This window comes from Allostella sp., from assembly GCF_041913585.1.
GTDB lineage: Bacteria > Pseudomonadota > Alphaproteobacteria > ATCC43930 > Allostellaceae > Allostella.
Genome location: NZ_JAYSFE010000108.1, coordinates 1 through 16,553, shown reverse-complemented (window position 1 = coordinate 16,553; position 16,553 = coordinate 1). Strand labels below are relative to the sequence as shown.

Here is a 16,553-nt window from a genome sequence, read left to right as displayed (position 1 = left end):
GGTGCCGCCGCCGGCTGCGGCGCGGCCGGGGCCGCCACGGGCGCCGGGGCCGATGCGGGCGCGGCCTTCGGGGCCGGCCGGGCCGCGCCGCCGTCCAGCGCCGAGGCGTCCTCGCCCTCCTCCAGCAGCAGCGCGATCTCGGTGTTCACCTTGACCGCCTGGCTGCCCTCGGGAACGAGGATGCGGCCGAGGCGGCCCTCGTCGACCGCCTCCACTTCCATCGTCGCCTTGTCGGTCTCGATCTCCGCCAGCACGTCGCCCGCCCGGACGGCGTCGCCTTCCTTCTTGTGCCACTTGGCGAGGTTGCCCTCGGTCATCGTCGGCGACAGCGCCGGCATCAGAATGGGAATGGGCATCGCTCGGGGCTCCCCCTACCGGTAGCAGACGGCCTTGGCCGCCTCGACGATCTGCTCGACCTGGGGCAGCGCCAGCCGCTCCAGGTTGGCGGCGTAGGGCAGCGGCACGTCCGCGCCGGTCACCCGGCGCACCGGCGCGTCGAGGTCGTCGAAGCACTGCTCCATCGCCATCGCGGCGAGTTCGGAGCCGATGCCGGCATAGGCCCACCCCTCCTCGACCGAGACCAGGCGGTTGGTGCGCCGGACCGAGGCGACGATGGTCTGGGTGTCGAGCGGGCGCAGCGTGCGCAGGTCGACGACCTCGGCCTCGATCCCCTCCTCCGCCAGCCGGCTCGCCGCCTCGAGCGCGAGCCCGACCATGCGCGAGAAGGCGGTGATGGTGACGTGGCGGCCCGGCCGCACGACCTTCGCCTTGCCGATCGGGACGATGAAATCGGGATCGGTCGGCACTTCGAAGCTCTGGCCGTAGAGCAGTTCGTGCTCGAGGAAGATCACCGGGTTCGGGTCCCGGATCGCCGCCTTGAGCAGCCCCTTGGCATCGGCCGCCGACCAGGGCGACACGACCTTGAGCCCGGGGCAGTGCGCGTACCAGCTCGCATAGCACTGCGAATGCTGGGCGGCGACGCGGGAGGCGGCACCGTTGGGGCCGCGGAACACGATCGAGCAGCCCATCTGCCCACCCGACATGTAGAGCGTCTTGGCGGCCGAGTTGATGATCTGGTCGATCGCCTGCATGGCGAAGTTGAAGGTCATGAACTCGACGATGGGCTTGAGGCCCATGAAGCCGGCGCCCACCCCGAGGCCGGCGAAGCCCTGCTCGGTGATCGGCGTGTCGATCACCCGCTTGGCGCCGAACTCCTGCAGCATGCCCTGGCTGACCTTGTAGGCGCCCTGATATTCGCCGACCTCCTCGCCGAGGAGCAGCACCGTCTCGTCGCGGCGCATTTCCTCGGACATGGCGTCGCGGAGCGCCTCGCGGACGGTGATGGTGTGCGTCTCGCCGGTATATTCCGGCTCCGGCGGCGTCGCGGGCTCGGCCGGCGCCCGCGGCGGGGCAGGCTCGGCCCGGGCCGCCGGCTGGGGCCTCGCCGCCGCCTCCGGCTTGGCCGCGGCGGCGGTGCCCGCCTCCTCGCCGTCCTCGAGCAGCAGCATGATCGGCTGGTTGACGGGCACCGCCTCGGTGCCCTCCGCGACCAGGATCGAGCCGACGGTCCCCTCGTCGACCGCCTCGACCTCCATCGTCGCCTTGTCGGTTTCGATTTCGGCGAGCACGTCGCCCGCCTTCACGGCATCGCCCGCCTTCTTGTGCCACTTGGCGAGCTTGCCTTCGGTCATGGTCGGCGAGAGCGCCGGCATGAGCACTTCGATCGGCATCGAGACCTCTCCTCGGGAGGACACGGGGGCGGCGCCGTCGCTCGCGACGGGCGCCGGCGTCCGCAGATGGCGCCGGCTCAGGCGGCCTTGGATTCGACCAGGACGTCGGTGAAGAGTTCGGACGGGTCGGGCTCCGGGCTCTCCTGGGCGAACTCGGCCGCCGCGGTCACGATGTCCTTGACCTCGCGGTCGATGGCCTTCAGCGCCTCCTCCTTGGCCCAGCCGTTGTCCAGCAGTGCGGTGCGGAGATGGTCGATCGGATCGTGCTCCGACCGCATCTTGTTGACCTCCTCCTTGGTCCGGTACTTGGCCGGGTCCGACATGGAATGGCCGCGGTAGCGGTAGGTCATCATCTCGAGGATGTAGGGGCCCTTGCCGGCGCGGACATGGGCCACCGCCTCGTCGCCCGCGGCCTTGACCGCGACCACGTCCATGCCGTCGACCTGCCGGCCCGGGATGCCGTAGGCGGCCCCGCGCTCGAACAGGTGCGGCGTCGCCGAGGACCGCTGGACCGACGTCCCCATGGCGTAGCGGTTGTTCTCGATGATGTAGATGACGGGCAGCTTCCACAGCGCCGCCATGTTGAAGGATTCGTAGACCTGCCCCTGGTTCACCGCGCCGTCGCCGAGATAGGTGAGGCAGAGGTTGTTGCCGCCCTTGTACTTGAGGGCGAAGGCGATGCCGGTGCCGAGCGGCACCTGGGCGCCGACGATGCCATGGCCGCCGTAGAAGTTCTTCTCGCGGCTGAACATGTGCATCGAGCCGCCCTTGCCGCGCGAATAGCCGCCGCGCCGGCCGGTCAGCTCCGCCATGACGCCGCGCGCGTCCATGCCGCAGGCCAGCATATGGCCATGGTCGCGGTAGCTGGTGATGACCGCGTCGTCGCTGCCGATCGCCGACTGCATGCCGACGACGACCGCCTCCTGGCCGATGTAGAGATGACAGAAACCGCCGATCAGGCCCATGCCGTACATCTGGCCCGCCTTCTCCTCGAAGCGGCGGATCAGCAGCATGTCGCGATACATGCCTACGAGTACGTCCGGGTCGAGGCGCGCCGTCTTGGCGGTGCGCTTCGGCGCCGAGGCCTGACGTTTGGCTACGGCCATAGAGCTTCCTCCCTCGGGCGACCTCAATTGCGGGTCGGCGGGAACGGCCGCCGAGCCCCGATCGTCAACATAGCGTCTGACCGGCGGATTGCAACCAGCCGCGGAGCGGAAGTGCCGACGCAAATCCTTGAAACACAATGGAAATCGTCCGATTAACCAAATTCCGGTTAATCGTGCTGCACTGCGGCCAGTTCGGCGACACTACTTCGCAGGTGCAGCGGGCGCGCGCAGGATCACGAGGTCGTCCGGGTGGGCGAGGTTGAGAACCTCGCGCGCGCGCTCGTCCAGCATGTCGCGGTCGAGGCTGTCGGGCCGGAGCAGCGCGACACGCCGTTCGATCTCCTGGCGCTCGCCGGCGACCTGGCGGGCCTCGGCCTCGGTCGTGCGGATGCGCTCGCTGAGGTCGCGCCAGGCGACGAGGCCGCGGTCGCCGTGAACGAGGTGATAGGCGAAATAGCCGATGACGGCGACGCCCAGAGCGGGCGCCACCCCCATCCGCATGACGCGGCCGAAGTCGCGACGAATCGACATGGCCTCAGGGGATCACCGTCGCCGGGTCGCCGTCAACGCGCGAACGCCGCCCGGCCGGGATAGCGGGCCTGCCGGCCCAGCTGCTCCTCGATGCGCAGGAGCTGGTTGTACTTGGCGGTGCGGTCCGAGCGCGACAGGGAGCCCGTCTTGATGAGGCCGCAGTTGGTGGCGACGGCGAGGTCGGCGATGGTCGTGTCCTCGGTCTCGCCCGAGCGGTGCGACATGACCGCCCGCCAGCCGGCGCGCTGGGCCGTGTCGACGGCGTCCAGCGTCTCGCTCAGCGTGCCGATCTGGTTCACCTTGACCAGGATGGCGTTGGCGGCGTTCTTCGCGATGCCCTCGCGCAGGCGGGCCGTGCTGGTCACGAAGAGGTCGTCACCGACGAGCTGGACCCGGCCGCCGATCGCCCGGTTGAGGGCAATCCAGCCGTCCCAGTCGTCCTCCGCCATGCCGTCCTCGATCGAGAGGATCGGGTAGCGGCCGCAGAGTTCCTCGTAGTAGGCGACCATGCCGGCGGCATCGAGCGTCCGCCCCTCGCCGGACAGGACATAGCGCCCGTCCTTGTAGAACTCGGTCGAGGCCGGATCGAGGGCGAAGGCGACGTCGTCGCCGAGCCGGTATCCGGCCGCTTCCACGGCCTTGGCGATGAAGCCCAGCGCCTCGTCGGCCGTCTTCAGCGCCGGGGCGAACCCGCCTTCGTCGCCGACATTGGTGTTGTGGCCGGCGGCGACGAGCTGCTTGCGCAGGGCGTGGAACACCTCCGAACCCATGCGCAGCGCCTCGGCGAAGCTCTCCGCCCCGACCGGCGCGATCATGAACTCCTGGAAGTCGATGGCGTTGTCGGCATGGGCGCCGCCATTGACGATGTTCATCAGCGGCACCGGCAGGCGGTGGGCGTAGACGCCGCCGACATGACGCCACAGCGGCATGTCGGCCTCGGCGGCGGCCGCCCGGGCACAGGCGAGGCTGACGCCGAGGATGGCGTTGGCGCCGAGCCGCGCCTTGTTGGGGGTACCGTCGAGCGCGATCAGGGCCTGGTCGATCGCGAGCTGGTCCTCGACGTCCATGCCGGAGAGCGTGTCGAAGATCTCGCCGATGACGGCATCGACGGCCCGGCGCACGCCCTTGCCGCCGAACCGGCGGCCGTCGCCGTCGCGCAGTTCGACCGCCTCGTGCGCACCCGTCGAGGCGCCCGACGGCACCGCGGCACGGCCGAGCGTGCCGGATTCGAGGCGGACGTCGACCTCGACCGTCGGATTGCCGCGACTGTCGAGAATCTCGCGCGCGTTGATGTCGACGATCGCGGTCATGATGGTGCCTCGGAACTGGGATGGGGATGGGATGAGCGGCACTAGATATCCGGCCGCATGTGACCGGGGCAAGCGTGCCATCCGGACGCCCATCCGGGCGCAAGGATCGGATGGCGGCACCGGGCGATCCGCGCGACGCTGGCGATCTGCCCGAGGAGCCCGCCGATGACCACGCCCCCGCTCGCCGACCGCATCGCCCGCGTCGACTGGGCCGCCGCCGCCGCGGCCCTGGATGCAACCGGCCACGCCGTCCTGCCGCACCTCCTGACCGAAGCGGAAGCCATGGACGCGATCGGGCTCTTCGACGCGCCCGAGCCGGGGCGCTTCCGGCGCGAGGTGGTGATGGAGCGCCACGGCTACGGGCGCGGCGTCTATCGCTATTTCGCCGATCCGCTGCCACCCGTGGTGCAGACCCTGCGGACCCAGCTCTATCCGCCGCTGGCGACGGTCGCCGACCGCTGGGCCGAGCGGCTCGGCCTGTCGGCCCGCTTCCCCCGCGACCACGCCGCCTACCGGGCGCGCTGCCATGCCGCGGGCCAGACCCGCCCGACGCCGCTGCTGCTGCGCTACGGGCCCGGCGACTACAATTGCCTGCACCAGGACCTCTACGGCGAGGAGGTCTTCCCGATCCAGGCCGTCGCCCTGCTCAGCCGGCCCGGCGCGGATTTCGCCGGCGGCGAGTTCGTGCTGGTCGAGCAGCAGCCGCGCCGCCAGTCGCGGGCGCACGTCGTGCCGCTCGACCGGGGCGACGTCGCCCTCTTTGCGGTCCGCGATCGGCCCCAGCCCGGACGCCTCGGCTGGCGGCGCACCCAGCTTCGCCACGGCGTCGCGACGTTGCGCTCCGGCAGCCGCACCACGCTCGGGATCATCTTCCACGACGCCGCCTGACGGCGGCGCCGGCCGCGGTCAGGCGCGGGCGACGGGGTTCGCCTTGGCGATCCGGTCGAAGGCCATCAGGGTCTCGACGATGGCGGGGAGGTCGGTCAGGCGCACCATGTTCGGCCCGTCGCTCGGCGCGCGGTCCGGGTCCTGGTGGGTCTCCATGAAGACCGCGGCCACCCCGACGGCGACGGCGGCGCGCGCCAGCACGGCCACGAATTCCCGCTGCCCGCCGCTGGTCTTGCCCTGGCCGCCCGGCTGCTGCACCGAGTGGGTGGCGTCGAAGACGACCGGGCAGCCCGTCTCGGCCATGATCGGCAGGGCCCGCATGTCCGAGACCAGGGTGTTGTAGCCGAAGCTGGCGCCGCGTTCGCAGACCAGGGTGTTCGGGTTGCCGGCCTGGTCCATCTTGGCGACGACGTTCGCCATGTCCCAGGGCGCCAGGAACTGCCCCTTCTTGATGTTGACCGGGCGGCCGGTCCGCGCGGCCGCCACGATCAGGTCGGTCTGGCGGCAGAGGAAGGCCGGAATCTGCAGCACGTCGACCGCCTCGGCGACCGGCGCGCACTGCTCGGCCGTGTGGACGTCGGTCAGGACCGGGCAGCCCCAGCGCTCCCGCACCTCGGCCATGATCGGCAACGCCTTGTCCATGCCGAGGCCGCGCGGGCTGTCGGCACTCGTGCGGTTGGCCTTGTCGAACGAGGTCTTGTAGATGAGGCCGATGCCGAGCCGCCCCGTCAGTTCCACCAGCGCATGCGACATCTCCAGCGCATGGTCCCGGCTCTCCAGCGCGCAGGGGCCGGCAATGAGCGCCAGCGGCCGATCGTTGCCGAGGGTGACGTTGCCGACATGGACGTGCCGGGGCTGGGTCATGGGGGCCGGTCTTTCCGCGGGAGGGACAGTTCCGCGGATAGATAGTACCAGGGACCTCCGGATGCGAGCCTGGCCTTGAGGCGCGGCCTCGTCGCGGCGTCGGCGACCGTGCTGCTGGCGCTGGTGCTGATCCATGCCGGCATCGCCATCCCCGACACCGACCAGTGGCTCCCCCTTCTCGGCCACCGCTCGATCGTCACCCACAGCATGCTGCTGCCCGCCGTCGTCGTCCTGCGCTGGGCGATGGTCGGCGGCCTGCTCGCGGGCGGCGTCGCCATCCACCTCGCCGCCGACCTGCTGTCGCGCCAGTGGGTCGGCTACGCGCTGGTGAAGCTGCCCGTCGCGGGCTCGCTCGGGGCCACCGGATCGCAGCTCTTCCTGGCCGCGAACGCGCTGGTCGGGCTCTGGCTCTACCACCGCGCCGCCGGCGAATCCGGCATGCCGGGCGCGGCCTGGGCCAGCTTTGCGGCCGCAGGCGCGGTCTACTTCCTCGTCAACGAGCGCTGGTGGCTGCTGGTGCTCCCGGTCCTCGTGCTGGCGCTGCTGACGACGCGGCGCGCCTGACGAGCCGCGGGCTCACCCGAGGCGGGCACTGTCGAGATAGGCGCGGCCGGCGAAGTGGCGGCGGATCAGCCGGCGACCGCCCGAGCGCACCTCCTCGACCCGGGCCTCGCCGTCCGCGGAGCCACCGTCCGCGGCGCCGCCGGCCAGGGCCTCGGCCAGGATGCGACCATCCATGCCGCCGTCCGCCGCCAGGCCGAGATGCGCCAGGATGGTCGGGGCGACGTCGACCGTGCCGGCGGGATGCGGCGAGGCGTAGCCTGCCCTCGCCCCGGCGCCGCCGAGGATGAGCACGTTCGCCATCTCGCGCGGGTGCAGCCCGCCATGCATGCTGCCGCCGACCGGGATCGCATTGTGGAAGAGGCAGCCGCCGTCGATGCCGTGGGCGTCGAGATCGTCGTCGGTCGCCATGCAATAGTAGAGGTCGGGCGCGTCCGGGTGGTCGCAGGCGACGAGGCGCCGGTCGAAGCTGCCGGCGACGAGCCCGGCCCGGCCGTCGCCGCCGCGGGTGAAGACGTGGCCGCACCAGGGCTGGTCGAGGAGCCACTCCGCGACCTCGGCCAGCTGCCGCTCGTCGCCGCCGGGCAGGGAGATGCCACCCGAATAGCCCGGCTGTGGGTCCGGCGCGCCGAAGCGCGCCCCCACCACGGCGGCCGCATCGACGGTGGCCCGGGTGGTGACGTGGCCATGGTCCGACATCACCACCACCTGCGGCCGCCGCTCCTCCGGCTCGGAATCGACCCAGTCGAGCACCCGCGCGAAGGCGGCGTCGGCGCCGCGCAGCGCCGCCAGGCCCTCGGGCGTCCCGATGCCGCGATAGTGCCAGGTGGTGTCCGGGTCGGAGAACCAGAGCACGGCGAGGTCGGGATCGAGGTCGGGGATCACGTGGTCGAGGAGGACGCTCGCCGCCCAATGCATGCGCGCGGTGTTGGGCGTCCCGCCCTCGGGGACGGGGCCCACCCGCCGCTCGGCCGCGGCCATGGCGGCGGCCGGCTGCGTCGCGCCCTCGCCATGGGCCGACAGGGTGACATGCCCGAGGTCGGCCGCGCGGTGGTTGAGGAGCCGGGTCGCACCCGGCGAGGCGGTCGAGATCACGGTCATGCGCCGCCCGGCCGCCGCCAGCCGCTCGCCCAGCGACGGCCGCTCCAGGAGCCGGCCGCCGCGGCTCGCCGCCAGGCGATCGAGATGGTCGAGCCGGGCCGTCTGCACCCGCCCGGCCTGGCGGCTGATGAAGGCATTGGCGACCAGCCCGTGGCGGCCGGGATGGCAGCCGGTGACGAGGCTGGAAACGGCGACCCGCGTCTCGCTCGGGAAGACCGTCCGGCTCAGCGGGAAATGCGCGGAACGGGCGCGGAATGCTTCCAGGTGGGGCATCAGCCCCGGCGCGATCATGTCCGGCCGCAGGCCGTCGAACACCACCAGCAGGACCCGCCGCCGCTCCGCCATCGCCCCTCTCCCGTCGCTAGCCCGCCGTCAGCACCGCGACCGCGGTCGCGGGGTCGTTGACCAGGATGCCGTCGATGCCGAGGGCCGCCAGCCGCCGCAGCCGATCCGGCGTGCAGGCCCCCACCGCTTCCTCGCCGCGACCGCCGGAGCGGCCGGCCGTCACCCACGCCTCCAGCCCCGTCGCGTGGGCGACGGCGACCCGCTCCCGCGTCGCGTCGGGCTCCCAGAACCGGATGGCGAAGCCGCCCGCCGTCGCCAGCGCAGCCGGGTCGCCCGTGCCGGGCAGGAGGCCCAGGACCCGGGCCCGCGGCAGGATGGCGCGCGCCGCCGCGACGTCCTCGATGGCCCGAACCCCGAGCACGAGGTCCGGCTCCATGCCGGGCGGAGCCGCGTCGGCGATGGCTCGCAGCATCTCGGGCCCGCGGATCTTGATGTCGATCACGGCCGGCACCCGACCGGCGACGACCGCCAGCAGGTCGCGCAGGGTCGGCACCCAGGGGTCGCCGTCGGGCGCGCGGTGGCCGGCGATCTCGGCCGCCGTCATCGCCGCCACCTCGGCGCCGAGCCCGGCGATGCGGGCGAGGTCCGGGTCATGCGCGACATGGACGACGCCGTCGGCCGAGAAGCGCGCGTCCATCTCGACCGCCCAGGCGCCGGCTGCGATCGCCGCCGCCGCCGCGCGGGGCGAGTTCTCCCGCTCGGTCTCGGAGGCGCCGCGGTGGGCGACGACGCGGACGGCGCCCGTCACACCAGCCGCGACTGCTCGAGGGCGGCGCGCACGAAGGCGGTGAAGAGCGGATGCGGCGCGAACGGCTTCGACTTCAGCTCGGGATGGAACTGGACGCCGACGAACCACGGATGGCTCGGCAGTTCGACGATCTCCGGCAGCACGCCGTCGGGCGACATGCCGGAGAAGCGGAGTCCCGCCTCCTCGAGCGGCGCCCGGTAGTTGATGTTGACCTCGTAGCGGTGGCGGTGCCGCTCGCTGATGCGGGTCGCCTGGTAGATCTCCTCGATGCGGCTGCCGGGCTGGACGACGCAGTCGTAGGCGCCGAGCCGCATGGTGCCGCCGAGATCGCCGCCGGCCTCGCGCCGCTCCAGGGCATTGCCGCGGACCCACTCGGTCATCAGCCCGACCACCGGGTGCCGGCAGGGCCCGAACTCGGTCGACCCCGCCCCCTCCAGCCCGAGCAGGCTGCGCGCCGCCTCGATGACGGCCATCTGCATGCCGAAGCAGATGCCGAAATAGGGCACGTTGCGCTCGCGGGCGAAGCGGGCGGCGGCGATCTTGCCCTCCGACCCGCGCTCGCCGAAGCCGCCCGGGACGAGGATCGCATGCACGCTCTCGAGGTGCTGGACCGCGTCCTCGCGCTCGAAGATCTCGGCGTCGATCCAGTTCAGCCGCACCCGCACGTTGTTCGAGATGCCGCCATGGACCAGCGCCTCGCCCAGCGACTTGTAGCTGTCGGCGAGGTGGGTGTACTTCCCGACGATGGCGATGGTGACGTCGCCCTCGGGCTGGTGGATGCGCTCGACGACCGCCTTCCAGCGCGACAGGTCGGGTTCCGGGCTGGTCAGGCCGAAATGGGCGCAGACCTGCTCGTCGAAGCCTTCGGCATGGTAGGTCACCGGCACCTCGTAGATGGTGCCGACGTCGATCGCCGGGATGACCCGCTCCTCGCGCAGGTTGCAGAAGAGCGCGATCTTGCGCCGGGCCGACGGCGGAATCGGCCGGTCGCAACGGCAGAGCAGGATGTCGGGCTGGATTCCGAGCGCCAGCAGTTCCTTGGCCGAATGCTGCGTCGGCTTGGTCTTGAGTTCGCCCGCGGACGGGATCCAGGGCACGAGCGTCAGGTGGACGAACATCGCCCGCTCGCGACCGAGCTCGTTGGCGAGCTGGCGGATCGCCTCCAGGAACGGCAGGCTCTCGATGTCGCCGACGGTGCCGCCGATCTCGCAGAGCACGAAATCGCTGCCCTCGGCGTCGGCCTGGATGAACTCCTTGATGGCATCGGTGACGTGCGGGATGACCTGGACGGTGGCGCCCAGATACTCGCCCCGCCGCTCGCGCCCGATCACCGTCGAGTAGATGCGGCCGGTGGTCACGCTGTCGCTGCGCCGGGCCGGAACGCCGGTGAAGCGCTCGTAGTGGCCGAGGTCGAGGTCGGTCTCGGCCCCGTCGTCGGTCACGAACACCTCGCCGTGCTGATACGGGCTCATCGTGCCCGGATCGACGTTGAGGTACGGGTCCAGCTTGCGCAGCCGCACCGAAAAGCCGCGCCCCTGCAGCAGCGCGCCGAGCGCGGCTGCGGAGATGCCCTTTCCGAGTGAGGAGACCACGCCGCCGGTTATGAAGATGAACCGCGTCATGGACAGTCAGAATATCCCCGCGATCGAGTCCCGCCCAACCGCGAAATTGCAGCCGCGGGTTCCCACGACGGGAACCCGGTCGGAATGAGGGTCAGTTGGCCTGCGGTACCGCCGGCGCGGCCGGGGCGGCCGGAGCGGCGGGAGTGGCCGGGGGCTGGTCGACGATGGAGCGCGGCTTCACCGCGCCGCCCGTCAGATGCACGAGAGTCAGGCTGGTCACGACGAAGCAGGCGGCGAGGATCGCCGTCGTCCGCGTGAGCAGGTTGGCCTGGCCGCGGCCGGACAGGAAGCCGGCCATGCCGCCGCTGCCCCCGCCGCCGATCCCGAGCGCGCCGCCTTCGCTGCGCTGCAACAGGATCACCACGACGAGCGCCACGGCAATGAGCAGGTGGATGACGAGGATGACCTGCGCCATGGGGCGAATTCCTGAACTGTCGAACCGGGGAGTCGCGGGGTATTTAGTCGTTCGCGCCGTCGTGCGCCAGTGGCGAATTCGCCGCTACCGCGTCGCCTCGCCGATCGCCCAGAAGTCGTCGACGACGAGGCTGGCGCCACCGACCAGGGCGCCGTCGACGTCCGGCAGGCGCAGCAGCGCCGCGGCGTTGCCGGGCTTGACCGAGCCGCCATAGAGGATGCGCAGGGCCGCGGCGTCGATCGACGGCGGCACGCAGCCGCGGATGTGGGCATGCATCGCCTGGACGTCGTCGACGGTCGGCGTCCGCCCGGTGCCGATCGCCCAGACCGGTTCGTAGGCGACGACGGTGTTGGCCGCCGTCGCCCCGGCCGGGATCGAGCCGGCGATCTGCCGGGCGACCACGGCATGGGCCCGGCCGGCGTCGCGCTCGGCCTCGGTCTCGCCGACGCAGACGATGGCGACGAGCCCGGCGGCGTGGGCGGCGGCGGCCTTGGCCGCGATCGCGGCGTCGTCCTCGCCATGGTCGGCGCGGCGCTCGGAATGGCCGACGATCACGTAGCCGCAGCCGGCATCCGCCAGCATGCGGGCGGCGATGTCGCCGGTATGGGCGCCCGATGCCGCGGCATGGCAGTCCTGGCCGCCGACCGCGACCGGGGCGCCCGCGACCGCGGCGACCACCACCGGGATCGCCGTCGCCGGCGGGCAGACGAGCCAGTCGCAGGGCGGCGCATCGCCGGCCCGGGTGCGGCCCGCGAGGTCGCGGCCGCGGGCTTCGGCGTCGGCCGCGAGCCCGTTCATCTTCCAGTTCCCGGCGATCAGGGGGCGTCGTGCATGGTCCATGGGCGTCGTCTCTAGCATGGCCGAATGTCGGCCGGAAAGCGCCGCCCGGCCGATAGGCGTTGCTGGCGATAGCCCCGATCCCTATGATCCGCGGCCCAATTCAACCACCCGGACGCGGATCCCGACCGCCCATGCTCCAGGCCATCCGCAGTCGCGCCACCTCCTGGGTGGTGAAGATTCTCTTCCTCCTCCTGATCCTGAGCTTCGGGGTCTGGGGCATCGGGGACATCTTCCGCCAGCCCGGCGCCGAGGCGACGGTGATCCGCGTCGGCGATGCCAAGATCAGCGGCGTCGAGGTGGTGAACCAGATCCGCCGCGACGTCGAGCAGCTCCGCCCGATGTTCGGCGGCACCCTCGACATGGCGCAGGCGCGCGAACTCGGCATCGTCGACCGCTCGATCGAGCAGATCGTGCAGCAGCGCCTCTATGCCCAGGCCGCGAACGATCTCGGCATCGTCGTCGGCGACGACGCGGTGCGCCGGACGCTGGCCGCCAATCCCCAGTTCCGCTCCGCCGGGCAGTTCGACGCCCGCGCCTTCCAGTCCGCGCTGCAACAGATGCGCACGACCGAGCAGCTCTATGTCGGCGGCCTGCGCCAGGACATCGCCCGCGTCGCGCTCGCCGACCCGGTCGTGGCCGGCGCCGGCGTCGGCCGGGCGGCGGCCGAGCTCCTCTATCGGCATCGCAACGAGAAGCGGCGGGCCGACGCGGTCCTGCTGCCGCGCTCGCTCTTCGCCGATGTCGGCACCCCCGACGACGCCCAGCTCGCCCAGACCCTGGAGCGGCTGAAGGACCGGTTCTCGACGCCGGAGCTCCGGCGGGTCACGGCGATCGTGCTGAGCCCGGACGCGCTCGCCGAGGGCATCGCCATCAGCGACGCCGACGTCGCCGCCGAGTACGCGCAGCGCAAGGCCGAGTTCACCCGCCCGGAGCAGCGCCGGCTGCAGCAGATCCTGGTGCCCGACGAGGCACAGGCGAAGCAGGTCGCCGACGCGCTCGCCGCCGGCCAGGATTTCGCGACCGTCGCCCGCGACATCGCCAAGCAGGACCCGGCCGGCCTCGACATCGGTCTGACCGAGCGCGCCGGCCTGCCGGAGGAACTGGCGCCGGTCTTCGACACGCCCGCCGGACAGGCGACGGCACCGCTCCGCAGCGCCCTCGGCTGGCACGTCCTCCGCGTCGCCGAGGTGGTCCCCGAGGCGGTGCGCCCGCTCGCCGAGGTCAAGGACGCGATCGCCCAGACCCTGCGCCGGGACCGGGCGCTCGATGCGCTGTCCGAACAGGCGACGAAGCTTGAGGACGCGCTCGCCGGCGGCGCCAGGATGGACGAGGCCGCCGCCGCGGTCGGCGTCTCGGCGCTGGCCCTGCCGCCGCTCGACGCCCAGGGACGCGACGCCGACGGCCAGCCCGTTTCCCCGCTGCCGGGCGGTCCCGAGCTGCCCCGCATCGCCTTCGACACGGCCACCGGCGAGACGGCGCCGATCGTCGAGATGCCCGAGGGCGGCTATCTCGCGGTCCATGTCGACGAGGTCATCGCCCCCCGCGTGCGCGCCCTGTCCGAGGTCCGCGACGCGGTGGCGCAGGCCTGGGTCGAGGAACGCCAGACCGCGGCGGCCGACAAGCTGGCGGACGAGGTGCTGGCCGCGGTGAAGTCGGGGCGCACGCTCGCCGACGCGGTCGCCGGGCGCGCGGTCGAGGTCAAGCCGGTCGGACCCTTCGCCCGGACCGGCGGGCGCGAGGCGATCCCCCTGCCCCAGGCCGCCGTCACCGCTCTCTTCGCCGGCCCGGTCGGGACGGCAGCCAAGGGGACCGTCGCCGACGGCGTGGCGGTCGGCGTGCTCACCGCCATCGAGCCCGTCGATCCGGCCCAGGAACAGGCGGCCGTCGACACGCTCCGCCAGACGCTGGAGCGCGACGTCGCCGCCGACCTCGGCCAGGAACTGGGTGCGGCGCTCCGCCGCCGGGTGACGGTCGAGATCGACCGCGCCGCGATCGACCGCCTGCTCTAGGACCGTCGCCGATGGACGCCTCGCCCCGGTTCGAGCCCTTCGCCGCCGAGTACGACGCCGGACGCCCCCAGGTCGTCTGGTGCGACTTCGTCGCCGACCTCGAGACGCCCGTCTCCGCCTTCCTCAAGATGGCGGACCGCCGGCCCTTGAGCTTCCTCTTCGAATCCGTCGAGGGAGGGGCCGTGCGCGGGCGCTATTCGGTGATCGGCCTCAAGCCGGACATCGTCTGGCGCTATCGCAACGGGACGGCCGAGATCAACCGCAGCGCCCGGTTCGACGCCGACGCCTTCGTCCCGATGGGAATGGGCGGACTGGAGGCGCTGCGGACGCTGGTCGAGGAATCCCGGATCGAGCTGCCCCAGGGCCTGCCGCCGATGGCGGCCGGCGTCTTCGGCTACCTGTCCTACGACATGGTCCGGCTGATGGAGCGCCTGCCGGACAAGAACCGCGACACGCTGGGCGTGCCGGACTCGATCTTCGTGCGGCCGACCGTCATCGCCATCTTCGACAACATCCTCGACCGGGTGACGCTGGTGACGCCGGTCCGGCCGGAGGCCGGCGTGGCGGCTCGGGGCGCCTACGACCGGGCGCGCGAACGGCTGGCCGACGTGCTGGCGGACCTGGAGCGGAGCCTGCCGCACCGACGCGAGCCGATGGCCGAGGCCGGCGAGATGCCGGCGCCGGCATCGAACATGACGCCCGAGCGCTTCAAGTGGATGGTCGAGCGCTGCAAGGAGTACATCCGCGCCGGCGACGCCTTCCAGGTCGTGCCGTCGCAGCGCTTCTCGGCACCGTTCCGCCTGCCGCCGATGGCCCTCTATCGCGCGCTGCGGCGCCTCAACCCCTCGCCGTTTCTGTTCTTCCTCGACTTCGACGGCTTCTCCGTCGTCGGCTCGAGCCCGGAGATCCTCGTCCGCCTGCGCGACGACACGGTGACCATCCGGCCGCTGGCGGGCACCCGGCGCCGAGGCGCCACCGCGGCGGAAGACCAGGCGCTGGCGGCGGAACTGCTGGCCGACCCCAAGGAGCGCGCCGAGCACCTGATGCTGCTCGACCTCGGGCGCAACGACGTCGGGCGCGTGTCCCGCGTCGGCACCGTGACGGTCAAGGAGCAGTTCGCGATCGAGTTCTACTCCCACGTCATGCACATCTCCTCCCATGTCGAGGGGCAGATCTCGCCCGACTACGACGCGCTCTCGGCGCTGGTCGCCGGCTTTCCCGCCGGCACCGTGTCGGGTGCGCCCAAGGTCCGGGCGATGGAGATCATCGAGGAGGTCGAGGAGGAGCGCCGCGGCATCTATGCCGGCTGCGTCGGATACTTCTCCGCCAACGGCTCGATGGACACCTGCATCGCGCTGCGCACCGCCGTGGTCAAGGACGGGACGATGTACGTCCAGGCGGGCGGCGGGGTCGTCGCCGACAGCGACCCCGAGGCCGAGTACCAGGAGACCGTCAACAAGGCCCGCGCCCTCTTCCGCGCCGCCGAGGAGGCCGTGCGCTTCGCCCGGCGCGGCTGAGCGCGGCCCCTACCCTTCGGCGATCGCGGTCCAGCGCGCCGGCAGGATGTCCGGAGCCTGCCAGGTCGACTGGTGGCGGGCGAACCACCGCCCGGGGGCGACGACCTCGACGCCCGGGCGCCGGGCGAGCCAGGCGCCCCACCAGGAGAAGGAACTGTTGGCGATGACGTGGCCGTCGCACAGGCTCATCATGCAGAGGTCCGCCACGTTGTCGCCGGAGTTGGCGAAGAGGAACCGCCGGCCCGCGAAGAGCGGCTGCCGCCGGCACCAGGCGATGTCGTCGGAAAAGACGACGACCGGCCGGTCGGGGGCGAACCTCCGTAGGGCCGCTGCGTAGTAGACCCCTTTCAGGACATGGTGCTTGGACCGGTTCGCCAGATAGTCGGTGCGCCGGACATGGAGCGCGATCGGGCGTTCGAGCCGGCCGACGGCCGTGCGGCACCGCGCCAGCACCGCAGCGTCGAACGCGAAGTCCGCCGCCACCATGTCCGCGACGTGGGCGAAGTAGCGCTCGGTCTGGAAAAAGCCGAACAGGCTGACGCCATCCGGACAATGCCGCACGAAGCCTTCGTCGAAGGCGAGGGTCCGTTCGCGATAGTGGCCGCCCTTGACCCGGCCACGGGCGACGGCGCCGGCCATCCGGAAGGCGGCGAACAGCTGATGGTCCCGGAACGGGTCACGGAAGTCGCTGTCGGGGATGCAGAATTCGTAGCCGTGGACCGCGGCGATCCCGCGCAGGGCCGCATACTGGAACATCTGGTTGCCCAGTCGTCCAATCCGTCCGAGGTGATTGCAGCCGATCATGGCGCCGCCCGCGGGACCCTGACGGATCAGAATAGCGCGATCGCCCCGGGATGCGATCCGTGCCGGCCGGAGCCGGCGGTCAGCGCTGCGCCTGCACCGTCGGCGGAATGCGGGCGAGGCTGCTGATCGGCACGAGCTGGAAGCCGCGGCGCTCGGCCTGCG

At 72.2% G+C, this 16,553-nt stretch carries 16 protein-coding genes; 4 read left to right on the top strand and 12 right to left on the bottom strand.

Annotated elements, in window-relative coordinates:
• The 5 genes from ACE3Q3_RS18200 to eno all read right to left on the bottom strand — a co-directional run.
• The coding region (locus ACE3Q3_RS18200) for a biotin/lipoyl-containing protein (RefSeq protein WP_374448489.1) at positions 1-356 on the bottom strand (356 nt) is incomplete at its 3' end.
• 15 nt (positions 357-371) lie between these two features.
• Positions 372-1,730, bottom strand: a complete 1,359-nt coding sequence (locus ACE3Q3_RS18195) for a pyruvate dehydrogenase complex E1 component subunit beta (RefSeq protein ID WP_374448487.1) — start codon at positions 1,728-1,730, stop codon at positions 372-374.
• Between the two features lie 77 nt (positions 1,731-1,807).
• Positions 1,808-2,836: a pyruvate dehydrogenase (acetyl-transferring) E1 component subunit alpha gene (pdhA, locus tag ACE3Q3_RS18190; protein WP_374448485.1), complete on the bottom strand. Its 1,029-nt coding sequence runs from the start codon at positions 2,834-2,836 to the stop codon at positions 1,808-1,810.
• Positions 2,837-3,037: 201 nt separating this feature from the next.
• Positions 3,038-3,367, bottom strand: coding sequence for a septum formation initiator family protein (locus ACE3Q3_RS18185; protein ID WP_374448483.1), 330 nt, complete (start codon positions 3,365-3,367; stop codon positions 3,038-3,040).
• 32 nt (positions 3,368-3,399) lie between these two features.
• Positions 3,400-4,677 (bottom strand): phosphopyruvate hydratase, encoded by a 1,278-nt coding sequence (gene eno / locus ACE3Q3_RS18180; RefSeq protein ID WP_374448481.1) that lies wholly within the window; start codon positions 4,675-4,677, stop codon positions 3,400-3,402.
• Positions 4,678-4,842: 165 nt separating this feature from the next.
• Here eno and ACE3Q3_RS18175 point away from each other — a divergent pair, with 165 nt between their 5' ends.
• Positions 4,843-5,565 carry a 2OG-Fe(II) oxygenase gene (locus ACE3Q3_RS18175; protein ID WP_374448478.1) on the top strand — a complete coding sequence of 241 codons (723 nt, stop codon included), beginning with the start codon at positions 4,843-4,845 and terminating at the stop codon, positions 5,563-5,565.
• An 18-nt stretch (positions 5,566-5,583) separates the two neighbouring features.
• Here the strand turns inward: ACE3Q3_RS18175 and kdsA are convergent, their stop codons facing one another.
• Positions 5,584-6,429 carry a 3-deoxy-8-phosphooctulonate synthase gene (gene kdsA, locus ACE3Q3_RS18170; RefSeq protein ID WP_374448476.1) on the bottom strand — a complete coding sequence of 282 codons (846 nt, stop codon included), beginning with the start codon at positions 6,427-6,429 and terminating at the stop codon, positions 5,584-5,586.
• Positions 6,430-6,504: 75 nt separating this feature from the next.
• Here kdsA and ACE3Q3_RS18165 point away from each other — a divergent pair, with 75 nt between their 5' ends.
• Positions 6,505-6,993, top strand: a complete 489-nt coding sequence (locus ACE3Q3_RS18165) for a hypothetical protein (RefSeq protein ID WP_374448474.1) — start codon at positions 6,505-6,507, stop codon at positions 6,991-6,993.
• 12 nt (positions 6,994-7,005) lie between these two features.
• Here ACE3Q3_RS18165 and ACE3Q3_RS18160 read toward each other — a convergent pair whose 3' ends face one another.
• From ACE3Q3_RS18160 to tpiA, 5 genes are all read right to left on the bottom strand, one after another.
• Positions 7,006-8,436 (bottom strand): alkaline phosphatase family protein, encoded by a 1,431-nt coding sequence (locus ACE3Q3_RS18160; protein WP_374448472.1) that lies wholly within the window; start codon positions 8,434-8,436, stop codon positions 7,006-7,008.
• A 16-nt stretch (positions 8,437-8,452) separates the two neighbouring features.
• Entirely contained in the window at positions 8,453-9,184 is a 732-nt protein-coding gene (locus tag ACE3Q3_RS18155; RefSeq protein WP_374448469.1) for a glycerophosphodiester phosphodiesterase, read from the bottom strand.
• The gene (locus ACE3Q3_RS18150) at positions 9,181-10,806 is read right to left on the bottom strand and encodes a CTP synthase (protein WP_374448466.1); all 1,626 of its coding nucleotides are present in this window, start codon (positions 10,804-10,806) and stop codon (positions 9,181-9,183) included. The genes ACE3Q3_RS18155 and ACE3Q3_RS18150 overlap by 4 nt, the downstream gene beginning before the upstream one ends.
• A 91-nt stretch (positions 10,807-10,897) precedes the next feature.
• On the bottom strand, positions 10,898-11,221 hold the full coding sequence (gene secG, locus ACE3Q3_RS18145) for a preprotein translocase subunit SecG (protein WP_374448464.1): 324 nt from the start codon (positions 11,219-11,221) through the stop codon (positions 10,898-10,900).
• A gap of 84 nt (positions 11,222-11,305) precedes the next feature.
• Entirely contained in the window at positions 11,306-12,061 is a 756-nt protein-coding gene (gene tpiA, locus ACE3Q3_RS18140) for a triose-phosphate isomerase (protein ID WP_374448461.1), read from the bottom strand.
• A gap of 131 nt (positions 12,062-12,192) precedes the next feature.
• Here tpiA and ACE3Q3_RS18135 point away from each other — a divergent pair, with 131 nt between their 5' ends.
• Both ACE3Q3_RS18135 and trpE read left to right on the top strand, forming a co-directional pair.
• Positions 12,193-14,070 carry a SurA N-terminal domain-containing protein gene (locus ACE3Q3_RS18135; protein WP_374448459.1) on the top strand — a complete coding sequence of 626 codons (1,878 nt, stop codon included), beginning with the start codon at positions 12,193-12,195 and terminating at the stop codon, positions 14,068-14,070.
• An 11-nt stretch (positions 14,071-14,081) separates the two neighbouring features.
• Positions 14,082-15,587 (top strand): anthranilate synthase component I, encoded by a 1,506-nt coding sequence (gene trpE / locus ACE3Q3_RS18130; protein WP_374448457.1) that lies wholly within the window; start codon positions 14,082-14,084, stop codon positions 15,585-15,587.
• Between the two features lie 9 nt (positions 15,588-15,596).
• Here trpE and ACE3Q3_RS18125 read toward each other — a convergent pair whose 3' ends face one another.
• Positions 15,597-16,391, bottom strand: a complete 795-nt coding sequence (locus ACE3Q3_RS18125) for an alpha-1,2-fucosyltransferase (protein ID WP_374448454.1) — start codon at positions 16,389-16,391, stop codon at positions 15,597-15,599.
• Positions 16,392-16,553: the final 162 nt, after the last annotated feature.